This is a genomic window from Methylomonas sp. LL1 (assembly GCF_015711015.1).
GTDB lineage: Bacteria > Pseudomonadota > Gammaproteobacteria > Methylococcales > Methylomonadaceae > Methylomonas.
The window spans coordinates 1,018,848-1,038,906 of the sequence record NZ_CP064653.1 but is presented as its reverse complement, the minus strand read 5'-3'; the positions used below and the strand labels follow the sequence as shown (position 1 = coordinate 1,038,906).

18 protein-coding genes are annotated in these 20,059 nt (G+C 52.5%); 5 read left to right on the top strand and 13 right to left on the bottom strand.

Going from position 1 to position 20,059, the window contains the following annotated elements; genetic code table 11:
• Positions 1-4: 4 nt before the first annotated feature.
• The 3 genes from IVG45_RS05200 to cysM all read right to left on the bottom strand — a co-directional run bounded on the left by IVG45_RS05200 (position 5) and on the right by cysM (position 2,801).
• On the bottom strand, positions 5-496 hold the full coding sequence (locus IVG45_RS05200; RefSeq protein ID WP_196436817.1) for a L,D-transpeptidase: 492 nt from the start codon (positions 494-496) through the stop codon (positions 5-7).
• On the bottom strand, positions 493-1,818 hold the full coding sequence (gene rlmD, locus IVG45_RS05195) for a 23S rRNA (uracil(1939)-C(5))-methyltransferase RlmD (protein WP_196436816.1): 1,326 nt from the start codon (positions 1,816-1,818) through the stop codon (positions 493-495). The genes IVG45_RS05200 and rlmD overlap by 4 nt, the downstream gene beginning before the upstream one ends.
• A gap of 92 nt (positions 1,819-1,910) precedes the next feature.
• On the bottom strand, positions 1,911-2,801 hold the full coding sequence (gene cysM / locus IVG45_RS05190) for a cysteine synthase CysM (RefSeq protein WP_196436815.1): 891 nt from the start codon (positions 2,799-2,801) through the stop codon (positions 1,911-1,913).
• Positions 2,802-2,939: 138 nt separating this feature from the next.
• Between cysM and ppk1 the strand changes: the two genes are divergently transcribed.
• A complete protein-coding gene (gene ppk1 / locus IVG45_RS05185) occupies positions 2,940-5,024 on the top strand; it encodes a polyphosphate kinase 1 (protein ID WP_196436814.1) in 2,085 nt (694 codons plus the stop codon).
• Positions 5,025-5,037: 13 nt separating this feature from the next.
• Positions 5,038-5,760 (top strand): DNA polymerase III subunit epsilon, encoded by a 723-nt coding sequence (gene dnaQ / locus IVG45_RS05180; protein WP_196436813.1) that lies wholly within the window; start codon positions 5,038-5,040, stop codon positions 5,758-5,760.
• Between the two features lie 109 nt (positions 5,761-5,869).
• Here the strand turns inward: dnaQ and rpoS are convergent, their stop codons facing one another.
• Both rpoS and IVG45_RS05170 read right to left on the bottom strand, forming a co-directional pair.
• Positions 5,870-6,856: an RNA polymerase sigma factor RpoS gene (gene rpoS, locus IVG45_RS05175; protein ID WP_196436812.1), complete on the bottom strand. Its 987-nt coding sequence runs from the start codon at positions 6,854-6,856 to the stop codon at positions 5,870-5,872.
• 443 nt (positions 6,857-7,299) lie between these two features.
• Positions 7,300-7,800, bottom strand: coding sequence for a DnaJ domain-containing protein (locus tag IVG45_RS05170; RefSeq protein WP_196436811.1), 501 nt, complete (start codon positions 7,798-7,800; stop codon positions 7,300-7,302).
• Between the two features lie 80 nt (positions 7,801-7,880).
• On the opposite strand from IVG45_RS05170, the gene mobB reads away from it, so the two are divergent.
• A complete protein-coding gene (gene mobB / locus IVG45_RS05165; RefSeq protein ID WP_196436810.1) occupies positions 7,881-8,402 on the top strand; it encodes a molybdopterin-guanine dinucleotide biosynthesis protein B in 522 nt (173 codons plus the stop codon).
• Positions 8,399-9,649 carry a molybdopterin molybdotransferase MoeA gene (gene moeA / locus IVG45_RS05160; RefSeq protein WP_196436809.1) on the top strand — a complete coding sequence of 417 codons (1,251 nt, stop codon included), beginning with the start codon at positions 8,399-8,401 and terminating at the stop codon, positions 9,647-9,649. The genes mobB and moeA overlap by 4 nt, the downstream gene beginning before the upstream one ends.
• Positions 9,650-9,877: 228 nt before the next feature.
• Here moeA and IVG45_RS05155 read toward each other — a convergent pair whose 3' ends face one another.
• From IVG45_RS05155 to gcvH, 6 genes are all read right to left on the bottom strand, one after another.
• Positions 9,878-13,714 (bottom strand): PAS domain S-box protein, encoded by a 3,837-nt coding sequence (locus IVG45_RS05155; RefSeq protein WP_196436808.1) that lies wholly within the window; start codon positions 13,712-13,714, stop codon positions 9,878-9,880.
• 407 nt (positions 13,715-14,121) lie between these two features.
• Positions 14,122-14,553, bottom strand: coding sequence for a hypothetical protein (locus tag IVG45_RS05150; RefSeq protein ID WP_196436807.1), 432 nt, complete (start codon positions 14,551-14,553; stop codon positions 14,122-14,124).
• Positions 14,543-15,364 carry a nucleoside triphosphate pyrophosphohydrolase gene (gene mazG / locus IVG45_RS05145; protein WP_196436806.1) on the bottom strand — a complete coding sequence of 274 codons (822 nt, stop codon included), beginning with the start codon at positions 15,362-15,364 and terminating at the stop codon, positions 14,543-14,545. Before mazG ends, IVG45_RS05150 begins: the two co-directional genes overlap by 11 nt.
• Positions 15,361-16,293, bottom strand: coding sequence for a carbohydrate kinase family protein (locus IVG45_RS05140; RefSeq protein ID WP_196436805.1), 933 nt, complete (start codon positions 16,291-16,293; stop codon positions 15,361-15,363). Before IVG45_RS05140 ends, mazG begins: the two co-directional genes overlap by 4 nt.
• Before the next feature lie 125 nt (positions 16,294-16,418).
• Entirely contained in the window at positions 16,419-16,778 is a 360-nt protein-coding gene (locus tag IVG45_RS05135) for a diacylglycerol kinase (protein ID WP_196436804.1), read from the bottom strand.
• Between the two features lie 11 nt (positions 16,779-16,789).
• A complete protein-coding gene (gcvH, locus tag IVG45_RS05130; RefSeq protein ID WP_196436803.1) occupies positions 16,790-17,173 on the bottom strand; it encodes a glycine cleavage system protein GcvH in 384 nt (127 codons plus the stop codon).
• Positions 17,174-17,309: 136 nt separating this feature from the next.
• Here gcvH and IVG45_RS05125 point away from each other — a divergent pair, with 136 nt between their 5' ends.
• Positions 17,310-18,305, top strand: a complete 996-nt coding sequence (locus tag IVG45_RS05125; protein WP_196436802.1) for an efflux RND transporter periplasmic adaptor subunit — start codon at positions 17,310-17,312, stop codon at positions 18,303-18,305.
• A 148-nt stretch (positions 18,306-18,453) separates the two neighbouring features.
• On the opposite strand, the gene IVG45_RS05120 is transcribed toward IVG45_RS05125, so the two are convergent.
• Together IVG45_RS05120 and IVG45_RS05115 are read right to left on the bottom strand one after the other, a co-directional pair.
• Positions 18,454-19,497, bottom strand: a complete 1,044-nt coding sequence (locus IVG45_RS05120; protein ID WP_196436801.1) for an MJ1255/VC2487 family glycosyltransferase — start codon at positions 19,495-19,497, stop codon at positions 18,454-18,456.
• Positions 19,494-20,018 carry a phosphatase PAP2 family protein gene (locus IVG45_RS05115; protein WP_196436800.1) on the bottom strand — a complete coding sequence of 175 codons (525 nt, stop codon included), beginning with the start codon at positions 20,016-20,018 and terminating at the stop codon, positions 19,494-19,496. Before IVG45_RS05115 ends, IVG45_RS05120 begins: the two co-directional genes overlap by 4 nt.
• Positions 20,019-20,059: the final 41 nt, after the last annotated feature.

Below are 20,059 nucleotides of genomic sequence, written 5' to 3'. Positions count from 1 at the left end.
AATTCTAGGCATGAATCCATACTTTGCAACCGGCTTCGACCGACTCGAATAGCTCGATCACGTCGGCATTAGCCATCCGGATACAACCATGAGAGGCGGGTTGGTCTAGCATCAATTCGTCCGGACAGCCATGAATATAGATATAGCGCCAACTGCTATCGACCTCGCCATAGCGATTATGTCCTGGTTCCAAGCCGCCCAACCACAGAATCCGACTCAATATCCAGTCACGTTGTGGCTGGTCGGCGGCCAAGCCCGGCGTATAAATTTCGCCGGTAGCGCGGCGGCCGACGAACACGCTGTTGATCGGCGCGCCGGCTCCGATTTTAGCCCGTATCCGGTGCCAGCCGGTCGGCGTGCATTCGCTGCCCTTCAATTGCCCCGGCCCGTTTTTGGCGGTAGATATCGGAAATTGCAGGATAGCCCGGCCGTTTTCCAGCAAGGTCAATTGCTGATTGGCGATACTAATGTCCAGTTGTCGCTCGGTGAAGGTCATTTTTTGACGAACAGGGCGATGGATTCGACGTGCGCTGTTTGCGGAAACATGTCCATGACCCCGGCCTTGACCAGTTTGTAGCCCAATTCGTTGACCAGAATACCGGCATCGCGCGCCAACGTAGAAGGATTGCAGGAGACGTAAACGATGCGTTCCGGTTGCCAGTGCTTGAAATTATGCAGCACTTCGGACGCACCCGCGCGCGAAGGATCGAGTAATATCTTGTTGAATTTCTGCTGGCACCAGGGTGAATCCTTGACATCCTTGCTCAAATCGGCGACATAAAATTCGACGTTATCCAAATTATTCAGTCGCGCGTTTTCGCGCGCATGCTTGACCAGCGGCAAATCGCCTTCCACGCCCACCACATAGCCCGCGCGGGTAGCCAACGGCAAGGTAAAATTGCCCAAGCCGCAGAATAAATCCAGCACTCTGTCGTCCCTGCTCAATTCCAGCGCATCCAGCGCCCGCGTCACCATTTTCTGGTTGATGTCATAGTTGACCTGGGTAAACATGGCCGGCCGGAAGTTAAATTTAACCCCTTGCTCCGCCAGCGTATAGCTTGGAATCACCTCCGGCTCACCGTCCAGCGGAGCTATGGTATCCGGGCCTTTAGGCTGCAAACAAATGCTGATCCGATGTTGATGGGCAAATTCGCGCATTATTTGCTTATCGGCCTCGGTCGGCGGCGTCAGTACACGAAATGCCAGCACCACGGCGTTGTCACCGATGGCGACCTCGATTTGCGGTATTTTGTCCTTGATAGTCAGGCCGGCAATCATATCGCCCAGCGCCAACAGATTTTCGCCGACGATAGGCTGCATCACCTTGCAACTATCGATTTCGGCCAGAAATGGATTGCGCCGCTCGCGAAAACCCACCAACACCCGGGCCTTTTTAGCCACCCACTTGACGCCCATCCGCGCCTTGGTGCGATAACACCAGTGCTGGCCGGTCAACGCTTCCCAGATTTGCGGAATCTCGAGCTTGCCGATACGGCGGAATTGTTCTTGCAGCAAGGCTTCCTTGAAATGAATTTGTTCTCCGTCGTCTACATGCTGAAAACTACAACCACCGCATACCCCATAATGCGCGCACCCCGGATCGACCCTGTGTTCGGCGCGGGTCAATAGTTTTACCACCTTGCCTTCGGCATAATCCTTGCGGCTGTCGGTATAAACAAACTCGAGAGTTTCACCGGGCAGTGCTTCGTCTATGAACACGACTTTGCCGTCAACGTGGGTAACGCCTCGGCCGTCGTGGGACAGGGATTCGATGGTTACAGTGACGGGGTCTTGCGGAAGTTTTTTCTTATGGGCCATATTTTAAATACATAAATCAAATAAGCTCGCCAGAGCGTAATCCGACGTTGAAGGCGTTAATTTTGAGGGGCGGTTCCGCCGGATTAAGGATTTCAGGTTGGAAACACGCCGGTGGATAAGTAACGGTCACCGCGATCGCAGATGATCGCCACGATGATGGCGTTTTCCAGTTGCTTGGATAATTGCAAGGCGGCAAATACCGCGCCGCCGGATGATACGCCGGCAAAAATACCTTCCTCGGCGGCCAGTGCACGCGTGGTATTTTCGGCATCGAGCTGATTGACTTCGATGATTTGATCGACGCGTTGATCATCATAGATTTTAGGCAGATATTCCCGCGGCCAGCGCCGAATGCCGGGTATTTTCGACGCGCCTTCCGGTTGGACGCCGACGATGTTGACAGCGGGATTTTGTTCTTTCAAATAACGGGATGTGCCCATGATGGTGCCGGTGGTACCCATGGCGCTGACGAAATGGGTGATCTTGCCTTCGGTATCGCGCCAGATTTCAGGGCCTGTACCTTCGTAATGTGCGCGCGGATTATCGGGATTTGCGAATTGATCGAGGATTTTACCCTGTCCCTCCGCTTCCATGCCGCGAGCCAGATCGATCGCCGCTTCCATGCTGCCGGCGGCCGGCGTCAGTATGATCTCGGCCCCGTAGGCTTTCATTGAGGCAATGCGTTCGGAGCTCATATTGTCGGGCATAATCAGCGTCATTTTATAACCTTTGATCGCGGCCGCCATTGCCAGCGCGATACCGGTATTGCCGCTGGTGGCTTCGATCAAACGATCGCCGGGCTTGATTTCGCCACGCGCTTCGGCATGTTTGATCATGCTCAGGGCGGGTCTATCCTTGACCGAACCGGCCGGATTATTGCCTTCCAGCTTGGCTAAAATAATATTACTGGTTGCGCCCGGTAGACGTTGTAAGCGCACTAACGGGGTATTGCCAACTTGGGACTCTATGGTTGGAAAATTCATGACGGGCCGGAAACTGAATAAAGATGCGCCGATTATAACAAATCAGCCAATCCCGAGCAGGCAAGCTTAACCATCGGGCGCCACGAATTGCTCTATAATTCGACTACCCTAACCTACCTTGATTCACACTCCATTATTATGAATAGCGCGAAAATCAGCGTACCGGAACTTAACAGTCCCGAGCTTTACATCAACCGCGAACAAAGCCTGCTGGAATTCAATGTGCGCGTGTTGGCGCAGGCGCTGGATGAAAATCTGCCACTGCTGGAGCGGTTGAATTATCTATGTATTTCCTGTTCCAATCTGGATGAATTTTACGAGGTGCGGGTCGCCAGCTTGCTGCAAATGGCTGAAATGGATGCCACCCTCATCAGCGCGGATGGCTTGAGCATTCAGGAACAGTTTGAAAAAATATCCATCAAGGCCCATGAACTGGTAGCCGAACAATATCGGGTGCTGAATGATGTATTGATTCCGCGCCTGGAAACCCAAAACATCCGCTTTCTGCGGCGAGATAATTGGAGTCTTACACAAAAAGCCTGGCTGGAAAAATATTTCAATGAAGAATTGTTACCGATTCTGACGCCTGTCGGACTGGATTCAGCCCATCCCTTTCCACGCATCCTGAATAAGAGTTTAAATTTCATTATTTCCCTGACCGGCAAGGACGCTTTCGGCCGCAATAGCGGCCGCGCCATTTTGCAAGCACCGCGCGCCTTGCCACGCATCATACAATTGCCGGTCACCGAAACCGACAACGGTCCGCACGATTTTGTATTTTTATCATCCATCATTCACGAGTTCGTCTCCGAACTGTTCAACGGCATGACAGTCAAGGGCTGTTACCAATTCAGGGTAACCCGTAACAGTGATTTTTTCGTCGACGATGACGCAATAGACGATTTGATGCTGGCGGTCGAAGGCGAGTTGGCCATGCGCAATTACGGCGACGAAGTTAGGCTGGAGATCGATGCCAATTGTCCGGAAGAAACCGTCAATTTTTTGCTGGCTCGGTTCGAACTCACCGCCGATCGCATGTTTCTGGCCAATGGCCCGGTCAATCTGAGCCGTATTCAAGCGATCTATGCCATGGTCGATCGGCCCGACCTGAAGTTTTTGCCGTTCAAACCCGGCGTACCTTCGGCTATGGGACGTAACAAGGATATATTCGCCAGCATCCGAAAACAGGATATTTTGCTGCATCATCCCTATGAATCCTTTATGCCGGTCGTGGACTTCATTCGCCAAGCCGCCGCCGATCCGGATGTATTAGCCATCAAACAAACCTTGTACCGTACCGGCGTCGATTCGCCGATCGTGGCGGCCTTGATCAAGGCCGCGCGCGCCGGCAAGGAAGTAACGGTAGTAATCGAACTGCGCGCCCGTTTCGACGAAAAAGACAACATCGGTCTGGCGGCCAAGCTACAGGAAGCCGCCGCCCATGTGGTTTACGGCGTGGTGGGCTATAAAACCCACGCCAAGATGTGCATGGTACTGCGCAAGGAAGGCAGCACCCTGCGCAATTACGTGCACCTCGGCACCGGCAACTACCACCCCAAGACCGCCCGCCTATATACCGATTACGGCCTGTTTACCTGTGAAAAAGAGCTCAGCGAAGATGTGCGGCGGGTATTCATGCAATTGACCAGTCTGGGTAAAGTCAGCAAACTGAATAAGCTGCTGCAATCGCCGTTCACCCTGCACTACGGTTTGCTAAAAATGGTGGACAAGGAAATCGAGCAGGCCAAAAAGGGCAAACCGGCCAAAATCATTATCAAGGTCAACGCCGTGGTCGAGGAGCAAGCCATACAAGCCCTGTATCGGGCCTCTCAGGCCGGGGTGGAAATCAAAATGATCGTGCGTGGGATTTGTTGTCTGCGGCCGGGGGTACCCGGCGTGTCGGACAACATCGAGGTGCGCTCGATTGTCGGCCGCTTTTTGGAACATACCCGGATCTACGCGTTTTACAACGGCGGCGATTGGGCGGTTTATGCCTCCAGCGCCGACCTGATGAACCGTAATTTGTTTCGCCGAGTGGAAGTGTGCTTCCCGATTGCCGATAAACGGATTAGCGAACGTATCATCAACGATCTGCATGCCAATCTGAAGGACAATTCGCAAGCCTGGTTACTGCAAACCAACGGCCAATATTTGCGCGCCACGCCGGGCGATCAGCCGGTGTTTCAGGTGCAAACCGAACTGCTGAAAACTTTTTGCCAATAATCAATCCGACCGTATGCCGAAAACCTCAAAATCCATACGCCAGGTGGTGCTAGACACCGAAACCACCGGCATTAATCCCAAGGAAGGCCACAAAATTATCGAAATCGGCTGCGTGGAATTGATCAATCGCCGCCTGACGCAGAACCGTTTTCATGTCTATCTGAATCCGGACCGTGAAATCGATGCCGGTGCGATTGAAGTGCATGGCATCACCAACGAATTTCTGCAAGACAAGCCGCGCTTTGCCGCGGTAGTGGACGACTTTTTAGCCTTTACCAAGGGCGCGGAATTGATCATCCATAACGCACCGTTTGACGTCGGTTTTTTGAATCACGAATTATCCCTATTGGGACACCAGACCGGCTCGGTGGAAAGCAACAGCACGGTATTCGATACCCTGGCCTACGCCCGCAAAAAACATCCCGGTGCGCGCAATAGTCTGGACGCATTGTGCAAGCGCTACGGCATAGACAACAGTCATAGGGACTTGCATGGCGCGTTACTGGATGCCGAGATTCTGGCCGACGTCTATCTGATCATGACCGGCGGTCAGGCTTCGTTGCTGGAGGAAAGCGATAATGCCGGCGGTGGCGAGCAACAAACTATCGTGCGCTTATCCGCCGACCGTCCAAGGCTAAAAGTGATTAGTTGCGACGAAGAGGAGCTGGCCGCTCATCAACAACGCCTAGACAAAATCGCTAAGGTGGCTGGCGGTTGCCTTTGGCTGCAAGATTAAACTTTGCGGTCTTGCGGATTTCCCGTTGACTGAGCGGAGCCGAAGCCAACGCATCGGTTCCGCTCAATCAACGAACATTTCGGTCCGGGATATGGGGAATCGGCGGACTTTAGTTAAAAATCGATTCGAATGAATAGCCCGTATCTTCCAAAATTTCTTTCAGGCGTTTTAAGCCATCCATCTGAATTTGTCTGACGCGCTCGCGGGTAACGCCCAGTTCCAGCGCCACTTGTTCCAGGGTTGCGCTTTCGAAACCACATAAACCGTAGCGGCGGCAAATCACCTCCCGCTGTTTATCGGCCAGTTGATAGACCCAGTGGGTGACGTTGGTTTGGATCAGATTGTCTTGCAGAATTTCGGCGGGCGAACGGCTTTCCTCTTCGGAGATGGTTTCCAGTAAAGGTTTATCGAAATCCTTGCCGTAGGAAACATCAACCGAACTGACGCGTTCGTTCAGTTTCAGCATTTTATTGACGGTTTTGACCGGCTTGTCCAGATGCTTGGCAATATCGTCGGCGGTAGGCTCGTGATCCAGATGCTGGGCCAGATTGCGCTGGGCTTTCAGGTAAACGTTCATTTCCTTGACGATGTGGATCGGCAAGCGAATGGTGCGGGTTTGATTCATGATGGCCCGCTCTATAGTCTGCCTGATCCACCAAGTGGCATAGGTTGAAAAGCGAAAGCCCCGTTCCGGGTCGAATTTTTCCACGGCCCGAATCAAACCCAAATTGCCCTCTTCGATTAAATCCAGTAGCGGTAAGCCCCGGTTTAAATAGCGGCGGGATATTTTTACCACCAAACGCAGATTGCTCTCTATCATAATTTTCCGTGCATCCGAGTCGCCCGCCAAAGCGCGTTTGCCGTAGACCTTTTCTTCGTCGGCCGTCAATAAATGCGATTTACTCAGCTCATTCAGATAAGCGCGGGTGGCATCGAAGCTGGTTTCGCTCAGAGTATCGCCGATTTCAACTTCGGCCAATTTCAAGTTCTCGGTAGAATCGATCTCGGGGCTGTCATCCTCAATATCGTCGAATGACATGAGATGGGGAATGTCCATTTCCAGCTCTTTAGTTATATCTATCGCTTCTTCCATCATGACTCTTCTCCAGGTTTGAGGCTTTTGGTCAATTGGCTTACATTATGGGTGGTTTTATCGGCTTGCCTTGTTTTTTAACGCCCTTACATATACTGACGTTAGTGGTCGGAGTTTGACTTGACTCAAATCAGGTTTTTGTTTTATCGCACACAACGGTTTAAACCAAGGCGTTAAAGGCTTGGAAGCCCGTTAACACAAGTGTGCCATTTCGACAACACAGTTGCTTTCCAATCACGGGTTTTAGCATAACGCCTTTCAAGGCTTAGTGCCAGTATAACTTTAAAATAATTATGTTATCAATTGATTTTGCTAAACAATTCAAATAATTTTCAGGCGGACTAATCGCTGGCTGCCTGTTGTCAAATTGCGACAAACTAAAAGCAAATACTTGTTTTGATTAATATTTTTTTGGATTTTGCTAAAATAAAGTTGGATATCGGCACTCAGTGGTTGAGCAAGACCTTTTTGGCTAAATTGATCTGTGCCGCCAAATAGTCCGAACCGCCGCGATCCGGATGCAGTTTGGATATTAGTTTACGATGGGCTTCGATGATGTCTTTTTCGCTGGCGCCGGGCTTCAAACCCAACACGTCCAAGGCTTCGGTTTTGCTCATGCCGCCGCCGCGCGGCGGACGGTAGGAGGACTGTTGTTGATTTTGCCGTTGCTTATCGCTAACGAATAACAGCCACAAACGATGCAGTTGCGGAGCATAATGCAAAATTGCCGGCATCAATCGCACGATAAATGCAATTGCCACCCCCAGCATGGCAAACACTACATTCAGTTTGCCGCTGCCGGCCAGCACCAGCAGCAATAAAATGACCAGGATCCAGCCGAATTTTTTTAGCCGCCCACCAATCTCTGATGGCGGTAATTTCCGCAGTCGACGAAAGGCAAGGTACAACAGTATCGCCGGCACCAACAGCAACAAAATGCGAATCACTTTTTCTCCCGGCAAACAGCAACAACAGTCGGGCATAATACCTTAGAATGCCGGTCCATTCACAGCCACCGAGTTAGCCGATGCCCTCGCCTCCCATTCTAGGTTTTGCCGCTTACAGCGGCACCGGCAAAACCAGTTTACTGACCAAACTGATACCGATTTTAAAGCAGCGCGGATTGCGGGTCGGCGTCATTAAACATAGTCACCATGACTTTGAAATCGATTATCCCGGCAAGGACAGCTATCAACTTCGTTTGGCCGGTGCCAGCCCGGTGATGATCGTATCGCCTTATCGGCGGGCGTTGATTACGGAATTCAGTCCGCAACGCCAAATCGGTTTACGGGAGCAACTAGCCGCCTTTCCCGTCGATGAATTGGATTTGATTCTGATCGAAGGCTTTCGGCATGAAAAGTTCGCCAAGATAGAACTGCATCGCCCCGGTTTAGGTAAGGATTTGCTTTATCCCCATGACGGCAGCATCATTGCCATTGCCAGCGACCGGCTATTGGACACGCCGGAACACCTGCCTTGTCTGGATTTGAATCATCCCGATGCTATAGCCGACTTTATTTTCCATCATTTTTTCGAGCCTCAAACGTGACCGAAATTTGTTATCCCCAAACGGCCAAGCTTCTGTCCGTTGAAGAAGCGTTGTCAAACATTGGTAACGCCATAGAAAGCATTAGCGAGCATGAACGCATCAAACTACCGCAAGCCTTGGGCCGGGCGCTGGCCGAAACCCTCTACTCGCCAATCGATATTCCACCGCAAGCCAATGCCGCGATGGATGGTTATGCATTTTCCAGCGCGGATTTGGTTGAAAACCAGCCTTTAAACTTAGAGGTGGTCGGCACCTCCTGGGCGGGAAAACCCTTTACCGGCACGGCGGAAAAAAATCAATGCGTGCGAATTTTCACCGGCGCCGTGTTGCCTGAATTTGCCGACAGCGTGATTACACAGGAGCAAGTTATTCGCCATGGCGCACAAATTACCTTGCCCGGCGACAGCCAGCCCTTCAAAAACATCCGCGCCGCCGGCAGCGATGTCATGCTGCAACAGCAACTGATCCAAGCACCCAAAAAACTGCATGCCAGCGACCTGGGACTGCTGGCCGCGGCCGGCATTGCTGAATTGGTAGTAAAGCGGCAATTAAAAGTCGGCTTTTTCTCCACCGGCGATGAATTGACGGCCTTGGGCCAAGTCCCGCAACCCGGACAAATCTACGATAGCAACCGTTATATGCTGGCTGGTTTATTAAGCGACCCTAGTCATTCCATTACGGACTTAGGCGTGATCAAAGACGATCAATCCCTGTTGGAACAGACCTTGAGCTCGGCGGCGCAACAATTTGACGTGTTAATTTCCACCGGCGGCGCCTCCGTCGGTGAAGCTGATTTTATCCGGCAAACCTTGGAAAAATGCGGCCAGGTCAATTTCTGGAAGCTGGCGATCAAGCCGGGCAAGCCATTGGCGTTTGGCCGGATTGGCCGATGCTGGTTTTTCGGATTGCCGGGTAACCCGGTGGCTGTATTGGTGACATACGAACAATTCGTCAAACCGGCCCTACTGCAACTGGCCGGCTTATCGCCTTCAAGACCGTTGCAACTGCGAGCGCGTTGCGACAACCCCTTGCGCAAATCTCCTGGCCGGCGGGAATATCAACGCGGCATACTGAGCCAAATCGCTCCCGGCGAATTCACGGTGAAACCTGCAGGCCAACAAGACTCGCACCAACTCAAGGTGGCCAGTCTGGCGAATTGTTTTATCGTATTGGATAACGACTGCACCGGCGTGGCTGCCGGCGACATGGTTACGGTTGAACCCTTTGATACCAGGCTGGCGGGTTAGAGAGTTCCTCACAGAATTAGGAAGTAATTGTACGTTAATGCTTAAAATCCCGGTCACCGCCTGTATTGTGGTCTCGCGCACCGGAAGCTTATCGAGCTCCAGCTAACCTGAAACAGATTGGTTGACCAAAGCAACTCTAAACTGACTCTCAGCGATCGCGTCGGCTGTGAGGGGATAACGACTTGGCTATCGTGCGTCGAGGCCGAGGTTAATACGCCGACTATCCCCTCAACCCCACCGAGGTAATTGGATTGTCAATCTCACCCCATGTCTAGGTGCGGTTTCGATGGTCAGTTTGCCGCCCAACACTTGGACCCGCTCCTCTATACCTTTCAGGCCGAACGCTCCCATTTTTTTAGCGGCACCGAGGTCGAAACCCTTGCCGTCGTCTTGGATGTCCAGGCAGTAAGCGCCATCCTCCCGAGTCAGGACGATGCTGACTTTACTGGCCTGAGCATACTTGACGATGTTGGTCAGCGATTCCTGAACGATACGGAATATCGCGATGGATTGGGCTTCGTTCAGAGCAAGTTTTTGCTCGGGAAGCTGCAATCTGCACGCAACTTGGGTTCTTTTACGAAATTCTGAGACCAACCATTCCATGGCCGGAACCAAGCCCATATCCAATATGGCCGGTCTCAACATGGTCAACAGGCTACGGATGATCTTAAAAGTCTCGCCCACGGCGGCGTCCATTTCCTTTATTTTCGCTAACAACTCGGGGTCATTCTTTCCAAACTTCAGTTCCAGCAAGGCAACATCCAGACGCAATGCCGTCAAGCGTTGTCCCAAATCGTCGTGCAATTCGCGCGCGAGCAGCTTTCGCTCGTCTTCGCGCGCCTCCACGCGGCGGCGTTCGGCGGTTTTGAGTTCGGTAATGTCGGCACCGAACGCCAGCACACCGTTGACTTGGTCATGTTCGTCGTATTCCGGCACAAAATGCATGGAAAAGTAATGGGAACCGCCGTCGGCGTCGAGCAATTGTGCCTCCAATTGCTCGACTTTCCCGGTCGCCATCACGCGCCGCAATAGCTTGGTATATTTGTCCGCGGTGGGTACCGCCAAACGCCAATCATCCTGCGGGATTTTGCCGACGATTTCGGCCCTCTGGGTATTGGTCGCTATCTCGTAAGCCCGGTTGACATAGGTTCTTCGGCAGTCGCGGTCGTAGCGGATGATAGCGTCCGGCGAGTTTTCCGCCAGGGTGCGGAACTCAAGTTCACGCTGCACCAGCAGGGCTTCCGCTTGCTTGCGCTCGGTGATGTCATGACCGATGGTAATCGCGCCCGAAATTTGTCCGTCCGCCGCCCGCTCTGCCGCGATGATAATCAGGTTGGTGCGTATGTCGCCTAATGGCGTGGGTATCGGTAGCTCGAGCTCGCTACGCTCACCTGTAGCAAGCGTATGTTCCAGTGCCAGCTGGTAAATTTCCGGCATGGTAAATGGATTGGATTCCTGCTGCGTCAAGCCGATCATTTGTTCTTCCCTGACAGCAGAAATCCGCACCAACGCCGGATTGATGTAGGTACGACGGCCTTCGCGGTCATAGCGGATCAAGGTGTCCGGCATATTTTCCGCCAGCGTCCTGAACTCCCGTTCGCTGGTTTGCAAGCTACGGTAGACCAACAAACCAGTCAACGCGTCGGCCAGGTGCCGGCCTATCTCTTGAAACAGCTTTTGTTCGTCGGCTGTCCAGGCTCTGGTGCGGGAACATTGATGTATCCCGAACCGCCAGGGCTTATCGCCCTTGGGATAAACGGCGACCGCCATGTGGGATTTTATGCCGAATGTCTCCGACACTTCTTTTGGCAGTGGATGTTGGTTTCCCGCCCCCTGGGTCACGGGGCCATCGGTATCCAATAACAGACTAAATGTCTTAGCCATATCGGCGTCCATCGGCATAGCCATACCCAAGGCCTGGGCTCCCGGAAATTCGGGCTTGGTCTTTTCGAAGGGCACACTCCAGGAATCGGCTTTTGGATCGCAGGGATGGCAAAGAAACGCCCGGTCACAGTCGAAGATAGCCAACACGGTATCGAGTACATTGTTAAGCACGATTTCCAAATCGTTCGAGCCTTGGAGAGCGCGATTGACCCTGTCCATGCTTTCGAAGAAATGCAGATGGGCAAGGCGTTCTTCCTCCATGCGTTTGCGCTCGCTGATGTCGCTAGCCAAAGCCAGCAAAAATACCTGCCCTTGGTAATCGAAGCGCGAGCCGCGAATCTCGACCGGGAACACGCTGCCGTCGCGGCGCTTATGGTGAGTTTCGAAGCTAATCAAACCTTGGGTTTGAACCTCCTCCTGGAGGCCTAGATTACTTTCCGGCGTGATGTCCGGGTCGATGTCGAACGGCGTCAGCTTTAACAGTTCGTCGCGGCTGTACCCCAAGGCGCGACAGGCCTGATCGTTGACATAGGCGAAGCGCCCATTGGGAACCATCAGGTAAACGGCATCTTGCGCATATTCGAGGGCGAACTCCTTTAATTTAAGCTGCTCTTCCATGTGTTTGCGTTCGGTGATGTCCTGCATGATGGTGGAAGTGCCCTTCGGCTTACCGTCGGCATCCCGATGCAACATGATCGTCTGCTGAACGGAAATTTCCCGGCCATCTCGATGCAACAAGGCGGTTTCACCGCGCCATACACCCTGTTCCAGCGCGATGGGCAAGGCCGTCTCCATGATCAACTTCGTCACCCATTTCGGATGCATGTCGGAAATGCTCAACTGGGTAACATCGGCATCATCAGCCAAACCGACCATCCTTCGCGCGGCGAGGTTGTGATAGCCGAGCTGGCCTTGCATGTCTACCGTACCGACGAAATCGGGCGACTGTTCCAGAATCTCGGTTAATAATTTTCTATCGAGCTCGAACCGTTTGCGCTCGGTGATGTCTTCCAACAGTGCCAGCACGTAATCCACCGCGCCGTCTTCCCGCCGTACGCAGCCGACCGATAGATTGATGAAAACGATGCGGCCATCCTTGTGGAGATAGCGTTTTTCCATCGCGTAACTGTCGATTTTGCCGCTCAGCATGCGCTCGAATTGGGCTACGTCGGCCGGCAAATCGTCCGGATAGGTCAGATCGGCCCAGGTCAGCTTCGCCAGCTCCTCGCGGCTGTAACCAAACATCTTGCAAATCTTGTCGTTGGCCTTAAGCCAGCCCTTTTCCGGCGAGGTTATCGCCATGCCGACCAGCTGGCGCTCGAAGAACAAACGCATGCGTTCCTCGCTGGCGCGCAGCGCGGCCTCGGCGGCTTTGCGCTCGGTGATGTCGCGGACAATGGAAAGCGCCATGGTTTGGCCGTCATGCTCGATTTCCGTCCCGCTGATTTCGACCGGAAAAACCTGGCCGTCCTTCCGGCGGTGAAAGGTTTCGAAACGAAAAGAAGTCTGTTTGCGTATTTGCTCGTCAATGTTCCGGGCCGCCTCCAAATCCACGTAAGGATCGATATCCGGCACGCTCATGCCCAACAATTCGTCGCGGCCATAGCCCAGCGAGCGGCAGGCCTGGTCGTTGACGTAGCGGAAACGGTGGTCGGCCTTGGGATCGATTAAAAACACCGCGTCGTTTGCTTGGTTGAGCGCAAAGCCCAGAAAATCGTTCAAGCGTTCGGCTAGTTTGCTTGCGGTGACGTCGCGGGAAACGCCGAGGATGCGGTCGATGCGGCCCGCGTCGTCGAACAAAGGCGTCAGCGTTGAATTGAGGATGCGACGGCCGGACGGCGTATCCAGCGTGATTTCCCCGCTGATGGCGTGGCCTAGCTCCAGGCAGCGGTGAAACTTGGCGATCGCGTTCTCGGCCGAAGTTTCCGCGCCCGACGCCCGCAGCACCTCGCCGACACATTTTCCCAACATGCCATCCTCAGCCATGCCCATCATGGCCTCGAAGGCGCGGTTGGTTTCCAGGTAGCGAAAACGATCATCCTCGGTGACTTCCACCAGATAGATGGCATCGGAAAGGTTGTGGAGTATGTCGTGGTAGTGGCGTTCCCGTTCAGAGAGACGCTGTTCAGCGAGCCTGCGCCCCGCGACTTCGCCGCAGGATTCGATATTGCAAATTTCCATGGGATACTTCGTTATTTGCCGGCGTTTGTTCAGGGCTAAGTTTTAAGGTTTGGCGGGTTACTATTTGCCATTTTAATCGACGATTGCCCATCGCAATCAAGAAAATCAATAACTATTCAGCGAGACCTTGAAGAGGCTAATTCAATCGCCGCATGGCGTTAAACAAGGCACGACAAGTAACGGACAGGGCGATTTACGCTGAATAGGCATAAAATTCAGCTCCCTCAAAAATGCAGGTCATGCTTTGCTATATTGTTCACTATTCGAGGGGATTTTATCGGCTAACAAGCTTCACTTCGACAGAGCGCCTTCTGCCCTAAACCTGGAAACAGATATTAAGCGCCCCGTAGAGTTCGGTCGGCTGGTTAATCCGAGTAACGGTTTCACGAAGCCGAATCCAGTCGGGCTTATTTCTTTTTGTTTGCGGCTTTTTTAGCGGGTGATTTTTTCGTCGATTTTTTCCGGCTAGCGGCCTTTGGGCTTTTTTTGCTGGAATTGGATTTTTTGCTGGTGGCTGGCGTTGCTTTTAGTGGCTTTGCCGGCTGAATAGCCTGTTCCGTTTCCGCTTGCAAGGCATCATCCGGCATATCGGGTTCCGGTCGGGAAACCGGCCGAGCCGAAGACTCAGTATCGTCGAACGGCCGCTCGCAGTCCGGTAAGCCTTGGTCCTCCGGTGAGCAGATCACCCGATAAATGATGCGTCTGTCGTGATTTTGACTGCCCTCCGGTTGCGACGGTGGAATTGGCGTGGTGTCCTCGGAAATATGGCCCAAAACCTCCGCCGTGGCCGTGAGCGGAACCAGTAGCGCGACTGCCAATAGCGCCAACTTAATCATCATGGCTCGATCCGGTCTTGTTTTGCACCCGCTTGGCTTCGTGCCATAGGCCATCCAGTTCCTCGAGTTCACAATCGCGCAATGCTCTGCCCGAAGCTTCGATCTGCTTTTCAATGTAATTGAAGCGGCGGGTAAATTTCTTGGTGGCTTGTTTCAAGGCGATTTCCGGATTGACTTTCAGATGGCGGGCCAAATTGACCGCTACCAGCAATAAATCGCCCACCTCTTCCTGAATGTGAGTCTGATCGCCCGACTGCCAGGCTTCGTGCACTTCTTGTAACTCTTCTCTGACCTTGTCGAATACAGGCTCGGTATCCGGCCAGTCGAAACCGTGACTGGCGGCACGATTCTGGATTTTTTCGCACTCCACCAACGCCGGCAGACTTTTGGCTACTCCGGACAATACGCTGTCTGTTTTTTTATTAGGATGTTTTTGTTGCCTTTCTTGGGCCTTGGCCTCTTCCCAAGCCTGTTGGCGTTCATCGTCACTGTCGAACTTGACGCCGGCAAACACATGCGGATGGCGACTGACCAATTTATCGCCGATAGCAGCGGCAACCTGTTCGAAATCGAACAAGCCACGTTCTTCCGCTATACGCGAATGGAACACCACTTGCAGCAGCAAATCGCCCAGCTCGCCGCGCAAATCATCGAAGTCGTTGCGCTCAATCGCATCGGCCACTTCATAAGCTTCCTCGATGGTATACGGAATCAGGCTATAAAAATCCTGTTTCCGGTCCCAGGCGCAACCCGTTTCCGGGTCGCGCAAGCGGGCCATCAGCGCTAATAAGGCCTGGGTTTTGGTTAAACTCAAAATGACGAACCGAAGGTTTCCTGGTAACGTTCCTTGAATTCCGGCATGCTGAACACATGATTCTGGGTGCCGTTATGTTCGATTTTAATCGCACCCAATAACGAGGCGATACGGCCGGTGACATCCCAATCGTAATCATTCATAAGACCATACAACAGGCCGGCCCGGTAAGCATCTCCGCAACCGGTGGGATCCAACACCTGTTTCGGGGTGGCGGGCGGAATTTCGATACAAGTACCTTGGGTATAGATTTTGGAGCCGTTACTACCCAGGGTAATGATCAAGGCATCGACTTTTTCGGCAATTTGCTCCAGTGTCAAACCGGTACGTTGTTGCATCAGTTCCGACTCGTAATCGTTGAAGGTAGCGTAATTGGCCAGTTCCAGAAAATGCAATAATTCCTCGCCACTGAACATCGGCATGCCTTGACCGGGGTCGAAAATGAACGGTATCCCCAACTCGGCGAATTGCTCGGCGTGCTCTTGCATACCTTGTTTTCCGTCGGGCGAGACGATACCAACCGTGATTTCCGAAGTAGCCGGCACATCGTTTAGATGGGAAAAGCTCATCGCACCGGGATGAAAGGCGGTAATCTGATTGTCGTCTTCATCGGTGGTGATGTAGGCTTGACCGGTAAAATGATCATCCAACACTTTGATGTAGCGGGTTGTAATGCCGCATTGGCTTAGCCACTGCGCATACGGCTCGAAATCGTGGCCCACGGTAGCCATGATCAACGGTTCTTCCTTCAGCAATTGCAGGTTATAGGCAATGTTGCCGGCGCAGCCACCGTATTCACGACGCATCGTCGGCACCAGAAACGACACATTCAGAATGTGCGTCTTCTCCGGCAAGATGTGATGTTTGAATTTATCGTGAAACACCATGATGGTGTCGTAAGCCATCGAACCACAGATTAAAGCGCTCATTCTTCTCCTTTTGGATTAACTAATTTTTTAACCTGTTTAAAATAACGGATGTTCGATTTAGGTACAAGGCAAAAGATGAAAGGCGAAAGATTTTCCCGCCGTTCATCCATCAGCGTTTTAACTGTTTACAGCAAAATTAAAGCCCAGGTTGTTCCCGCCCACAGCAAGGACAGCATCACCGCCGCCGACCCTATATCCTTGGCCCGGCCCGATAATTCGTGATGTTCGAAACCAACCCGGTCAACCACGGCTTCGACCGCCGAATTCAGCAATTCCACCAGCAATACCAACACCATGCTACCGATTAGCAGCACTTTTTCGATGTTACCGTTTCCCAGCCACAAGGCCAGAGGGGTGGTAACGATGAACAGCATTACTTCCTGCCTAAAAGCTTCCTCATGTTGCCAGGTGGCTTTAAATCCGGCAATCGAGAAAAAACAGGCATTGATCAATCGCTTAAAGCCTTTTGCATTTTGATTGGCCATTCCGCTACCCGTTATTCTTCTATCATGCGCTGATAAGCCTCGGCATCCATCAATTGATCCAGCTCGGCGGCATTGTCTGCCTTGATCTGGAACAACCAAGTCGCAAACGCATCCTCATTGACTTTTTCAGGTTCGTCCCGCACCGCTTCATTGACCGCCACCACGGTACCCGCGACCGGGCTAAACAGATCGGAGGCTGTCTTAACCGATTCCACCACCGCTAGCTGTTCGTTGGCGGATACTGTCCGCCCCACGTCCGGCAAGCCGATAAAGACGATGTCTCCCAGTTCCGATTGGGCAAAGTCGGTGATGCCGACCCGAACCAGATTATCCTGTTCCAGAGCAGCCCATTCATGGGTGGCCGCATATTTTAAATTTTCCGGTATGTTTTTCATTTCCATTTCCCGTTTCTAGCCTAAATATCAACCGGTAAAGAATAACCGGCAATTTTTTTTTCACAACAAAAAAATACAAATCCGGAACCGCCAAACCCTATAATTCCGGCTCATACTATTCCTTAATACTTTAAAAATGTACAAATTGATCCGTTTCGCTTGCCTGGCGGCTGCGTTACTCGCCGCTTCAAGTCCCTTTGCCGACGCCGATCAGGACGATGAACCGCGGGCGATGAAACCAGCCGACTCGGCCGCTTCAAACACCCACATCGCAGGCATTAAGACACAGCGCCTGGAAGCCAGTATGCAACAACCCGAATTCAGCGCCTACGGGACGGTTGTCAATCTCGAGCCATTGGTCGCGCTGAGACAGCAATTTCTGGCCGCTCGGGCGCAACAGGACAGCGCCCGGGCCAAATATCAAGAAGCCGATCTGAATCTAACCCGAACTCAAGATTTACATCGTCATGACATCGTTTCGACACGCCGACTGCAGGAACAGCAGGCACAATGGCGAAACGATCAAGCCAACCTTGCCACCAGCAATTATCAACAACAAACCATTTTGGCGACCAGCCGCCTGCAATGGGGCGAACTTTTAACCGACTGGTTCACTCAGAATCACGGCAAACAGGCCGAACAGTTTTTAAACCATCGTGCCCAACTGCTGCAAATTACATTGCCGGCCAACAGCCGTCTTGCCCCCGACTTACGCACCGTCGATGTCGACGAACACGGCCGACGCGATCACGCGATTAAAGCCAGCCTGATCTCGGTTGCGCCTCAAGCCGATCCCGTTACTCAAGGAGAACGCTATTTTTTCAAAAGCGAGGGGCGCAACCTGCCTTTCGGTGCCCATATAACCGCCTGGATTACCAACGGCACTCCTGAAAATACCGGCGTCATCATCCCGGACAACGCGGTAGTTTGGCATTTGGGACAAGCCTTTATCTTTATCAAATCGGTGAATGGCGAATTTCAGCGGCGTTTATTGCCGGAATTGATTCCGGCTAAAACCGGCTATTTCGCATCGGGCGACTTCAAGCCGGGCGACGAAATTGTGATTACCGGCGCGCAAACTCTGTTGTCGCAAGAATTGAAAAATCTGATTCCCAGCGAGGATAATGACTGATCGCTTCGACTCCGCTCAGCCAACGGCATTTTGGATAGCGTCATGGTCAACAGCGTTTAGGTTGTTTTAGCCCTCGGGCTGAGCGGAGCCTAAACGCTGCTGACATTATTCAAAATGCCCTCGGGCTGAGCGGAGCCGAAGCCCAAAGCTATTGCCGCCTCACCCGCAACACTTCCACGCCATCCCAAATCGCTTCGATAAAATCGCTGTCCATTTTCGGCATGCCGTCCCGTAACCACTGCACCAGCACTTTCGCCACATTCGGATAGGTTACATGCACAGCGTGTGGATTATGCAACCAGTCCTCTATGACTTGCGTATCCAGATCGAACATGGTGTGTCCATAACCCAATTGCTCCAGCGCCGCCGCATTGGAGATCTGTTCCATTTGCGCATGCAGCGGTTTGGCCAGAATTTTCTTGCCCAGTTGCAACGATTCGCTGGCCAACTCGAAACCGGCATTGCTGATGATACCGGCGCAATCGTACAAATCCCTTTGAAAGCCGTCGCGCGACAACGGTTTGAACACGATGTTCGGATACTTTGAAGCTATCGGTTCCGGCGAATAGACATTAAATTGAAAGTTCTCGAACGGACACAAATGCCGCATGACTTCATGCTGATCTTCAAACGGCAAATAGACTAGAATCTTGTCCGCTTGCACCGTATCCGGAAAGGCCGGAGTTTCTATGATGGGCGGCAATATCGGCTGGCCGAAATGGTGCCAATGCAACCCCACTCCAATATCGGCGGGGGCAAAATGTTTCATCACCCGGTCCGCCAAGGGATCCGAACCCTTGCGTGGTATGGCGTGACCGAAGGCATATTGATGGCCGATACCGATCACCTGTTTTTTCTGCCGTTTGGCGGCCCAGGCCGTCACCGGTTCGAAATCGCTGATCACCAAATCGTAATCGCTTAAGTCCAGGTTGTTGATGTCTTTGACAAACCGGATCGGGCTGGCTTGCAGGGCGGTTTTTAGATAGGAAACCTGGCCCTTGCTGGTGTTGAAGGTCAGGCCTTCTCGGGTTTGATAACCGTTAAACACCTGCATATCGAAATATTTTTCGGCCGGCCGGCCGCTAAATTGAAAAGTCACATCGAAACCGGCCGCGTATAGTTCGCGAGCCATGACTCGAGCCCGAGTAATGTGGCCATTACCGGTACCTTGTACACCGTAGAATATCTTCATCGTAGAATAAAATTAAGACTAAAAATTGCGCAACCGACACCCAAAACCACTCCCATCAAGGTATCCGTCGGAAAATGCACCCCTAGCACCACCCGCGAAAAACCGACCAGCAGCGCCCAGCAATACAAACCCATCGTTAAACCGGGAAAGAAATACGCCAGCAGAGTAGCCACCATGAAGGCCGCCGAGGTGTGGCCGGAAGGGAAACTGAATTGATCGGAAGGCGTAATCACGCTATGAAAGTTTTGAATAGCCTGCTGCGGACGGTTACGTTTGAAACCGTTTTTCAACACAAAATACACCGGCCTTTCCAGCGCGAAAGCCACCAGCAAGGTTTGCAGTAATAAGTCGCCCGCGCCTCTGTCCCAGTACAACCATGCCGCCAATAGCAGGTACAACAGACCGTCTCCGCTGCGGGATAGCATCCTGCACAGGCGCACCAAACTGGCGTGCGCCGTGCTGTTATTCAGACAAATAAACATTCGGACATCGAATTGATGGATCGAATACATCAGCTTCATCGCACTCTCCCGGCCTGGCCGCAACCCACCGCGGCGATAAT

What these genes read in the sequence shown, in the direction of transcription:
- rlmD (WP_196436816.1), bottom strand. Translation starts at nt 1,818, where the DNA reads ATGGCCCATAAGAAAAAACTTCCGCAAGACCCCGTCACTGTAACCATC.
- cysM (WP_196436815.1), bottom strand. Translation starts at nt 2,801, where the DNA reads ATGAATTTTCCAACCATAGAGTCCCAAGTTGGCAATACCCCGTTAGTG.
- IVG45_RS05135 (WP_196436804.1), bottom strand. Translation starts at nt 16,778, where the DNA reads ATGGCCAATCAAAATGCAAAAGGCTTTAAGCGATTGATCAATGCCTGT.
- ppk1 (WP_196436814.1), top strand. Translation starts at nt 2,940, where the DNA reads ATGAATAGCGCGAAAATCAGCGTACCGGAACTTAACAGTCCCGAGCTT.
- dnaQ (WP_196436813.1), top strand. Translation starts at nt 5,038, where the DNA reads ATGCCGAAAACCTCAAAATCCATACGCCAGGTGGTGCTAGACACCGAA.
- IVG45_RS05125 (WP_196436802.1), top strand. Translation starts at nt 17,310, where the DNA reads ATGTACAAATTGATCCGTTTCGCTTGCCTGGCGGCTGCGTTACTCGCC.
- IVG45_RS05120 (WP_196436801.1), bottom strand. Translation starts at nt 19,497, where the DNA reads ATGAAGATATTCTACGGTGTACAAGGTACCGGTAATGGCCACATTACT.
- IVG45_RS05155 (WP_196436808.1), bottom strand. Translation starts at nt 13,714, where the DNA reads ATGGAAATTTGCAATATCGAATCCTGCGGCGAAGTCGCGGGGCGCAGG.
- gcvH (WP_196436803.1), bottom strand. Translation starts at nt 17,173, where the DNA reads ATGAAAAACATACCGGAAAATTTAAAATATGCGGCCACCCATGAATGG.
- mobB (WP_196436810.1), top strand. Translation starts at nt 7,881, where the DNA reads ATGCCCTCGCCTCCCATTCTAGGTTTTGCCGCTTACAGCGGCACCGGC.
- IVG45_RS05200 (WP_196436817.1), bottom strand. Translation starts at nt 496, where the DNA reads ATGACCTTCACCGAGCGACAACTGGACATTAGTATCGCCAATCAGCAA.
- IVG45_RS05140 (WP_196436805.1), bottom strand. Translation starts at nt 16,293, where the DNA reads ATGAGCGCTTTAATCTGTGGTTCGATGGCTTACGACACCATCATGGTG.
- rpoS (WP_196436812.1), bottom strand. Translation starts at nt 6,856, where the DNA reads ATGATGGAAGAAGCGATAGATATAACTAAAGAGCTGGAAATGGACATT.
- IVG45_RS05115 (WP_196436800.1), bottom strand. Translation starts at nt 20,018, where the DNA reads ATGAAGCTGATGTATTCGATCCATCAATTCGATGTCCGAATGTTTATT.
- IVG45_RS05150 (WP_196436807.1), bottom strand. Translation starts at nt 14,553, where the DNA reads ATGATGATTAAGTTGGCGCTATTGGCAGTCGCGCTACTGGTTCCGCTC.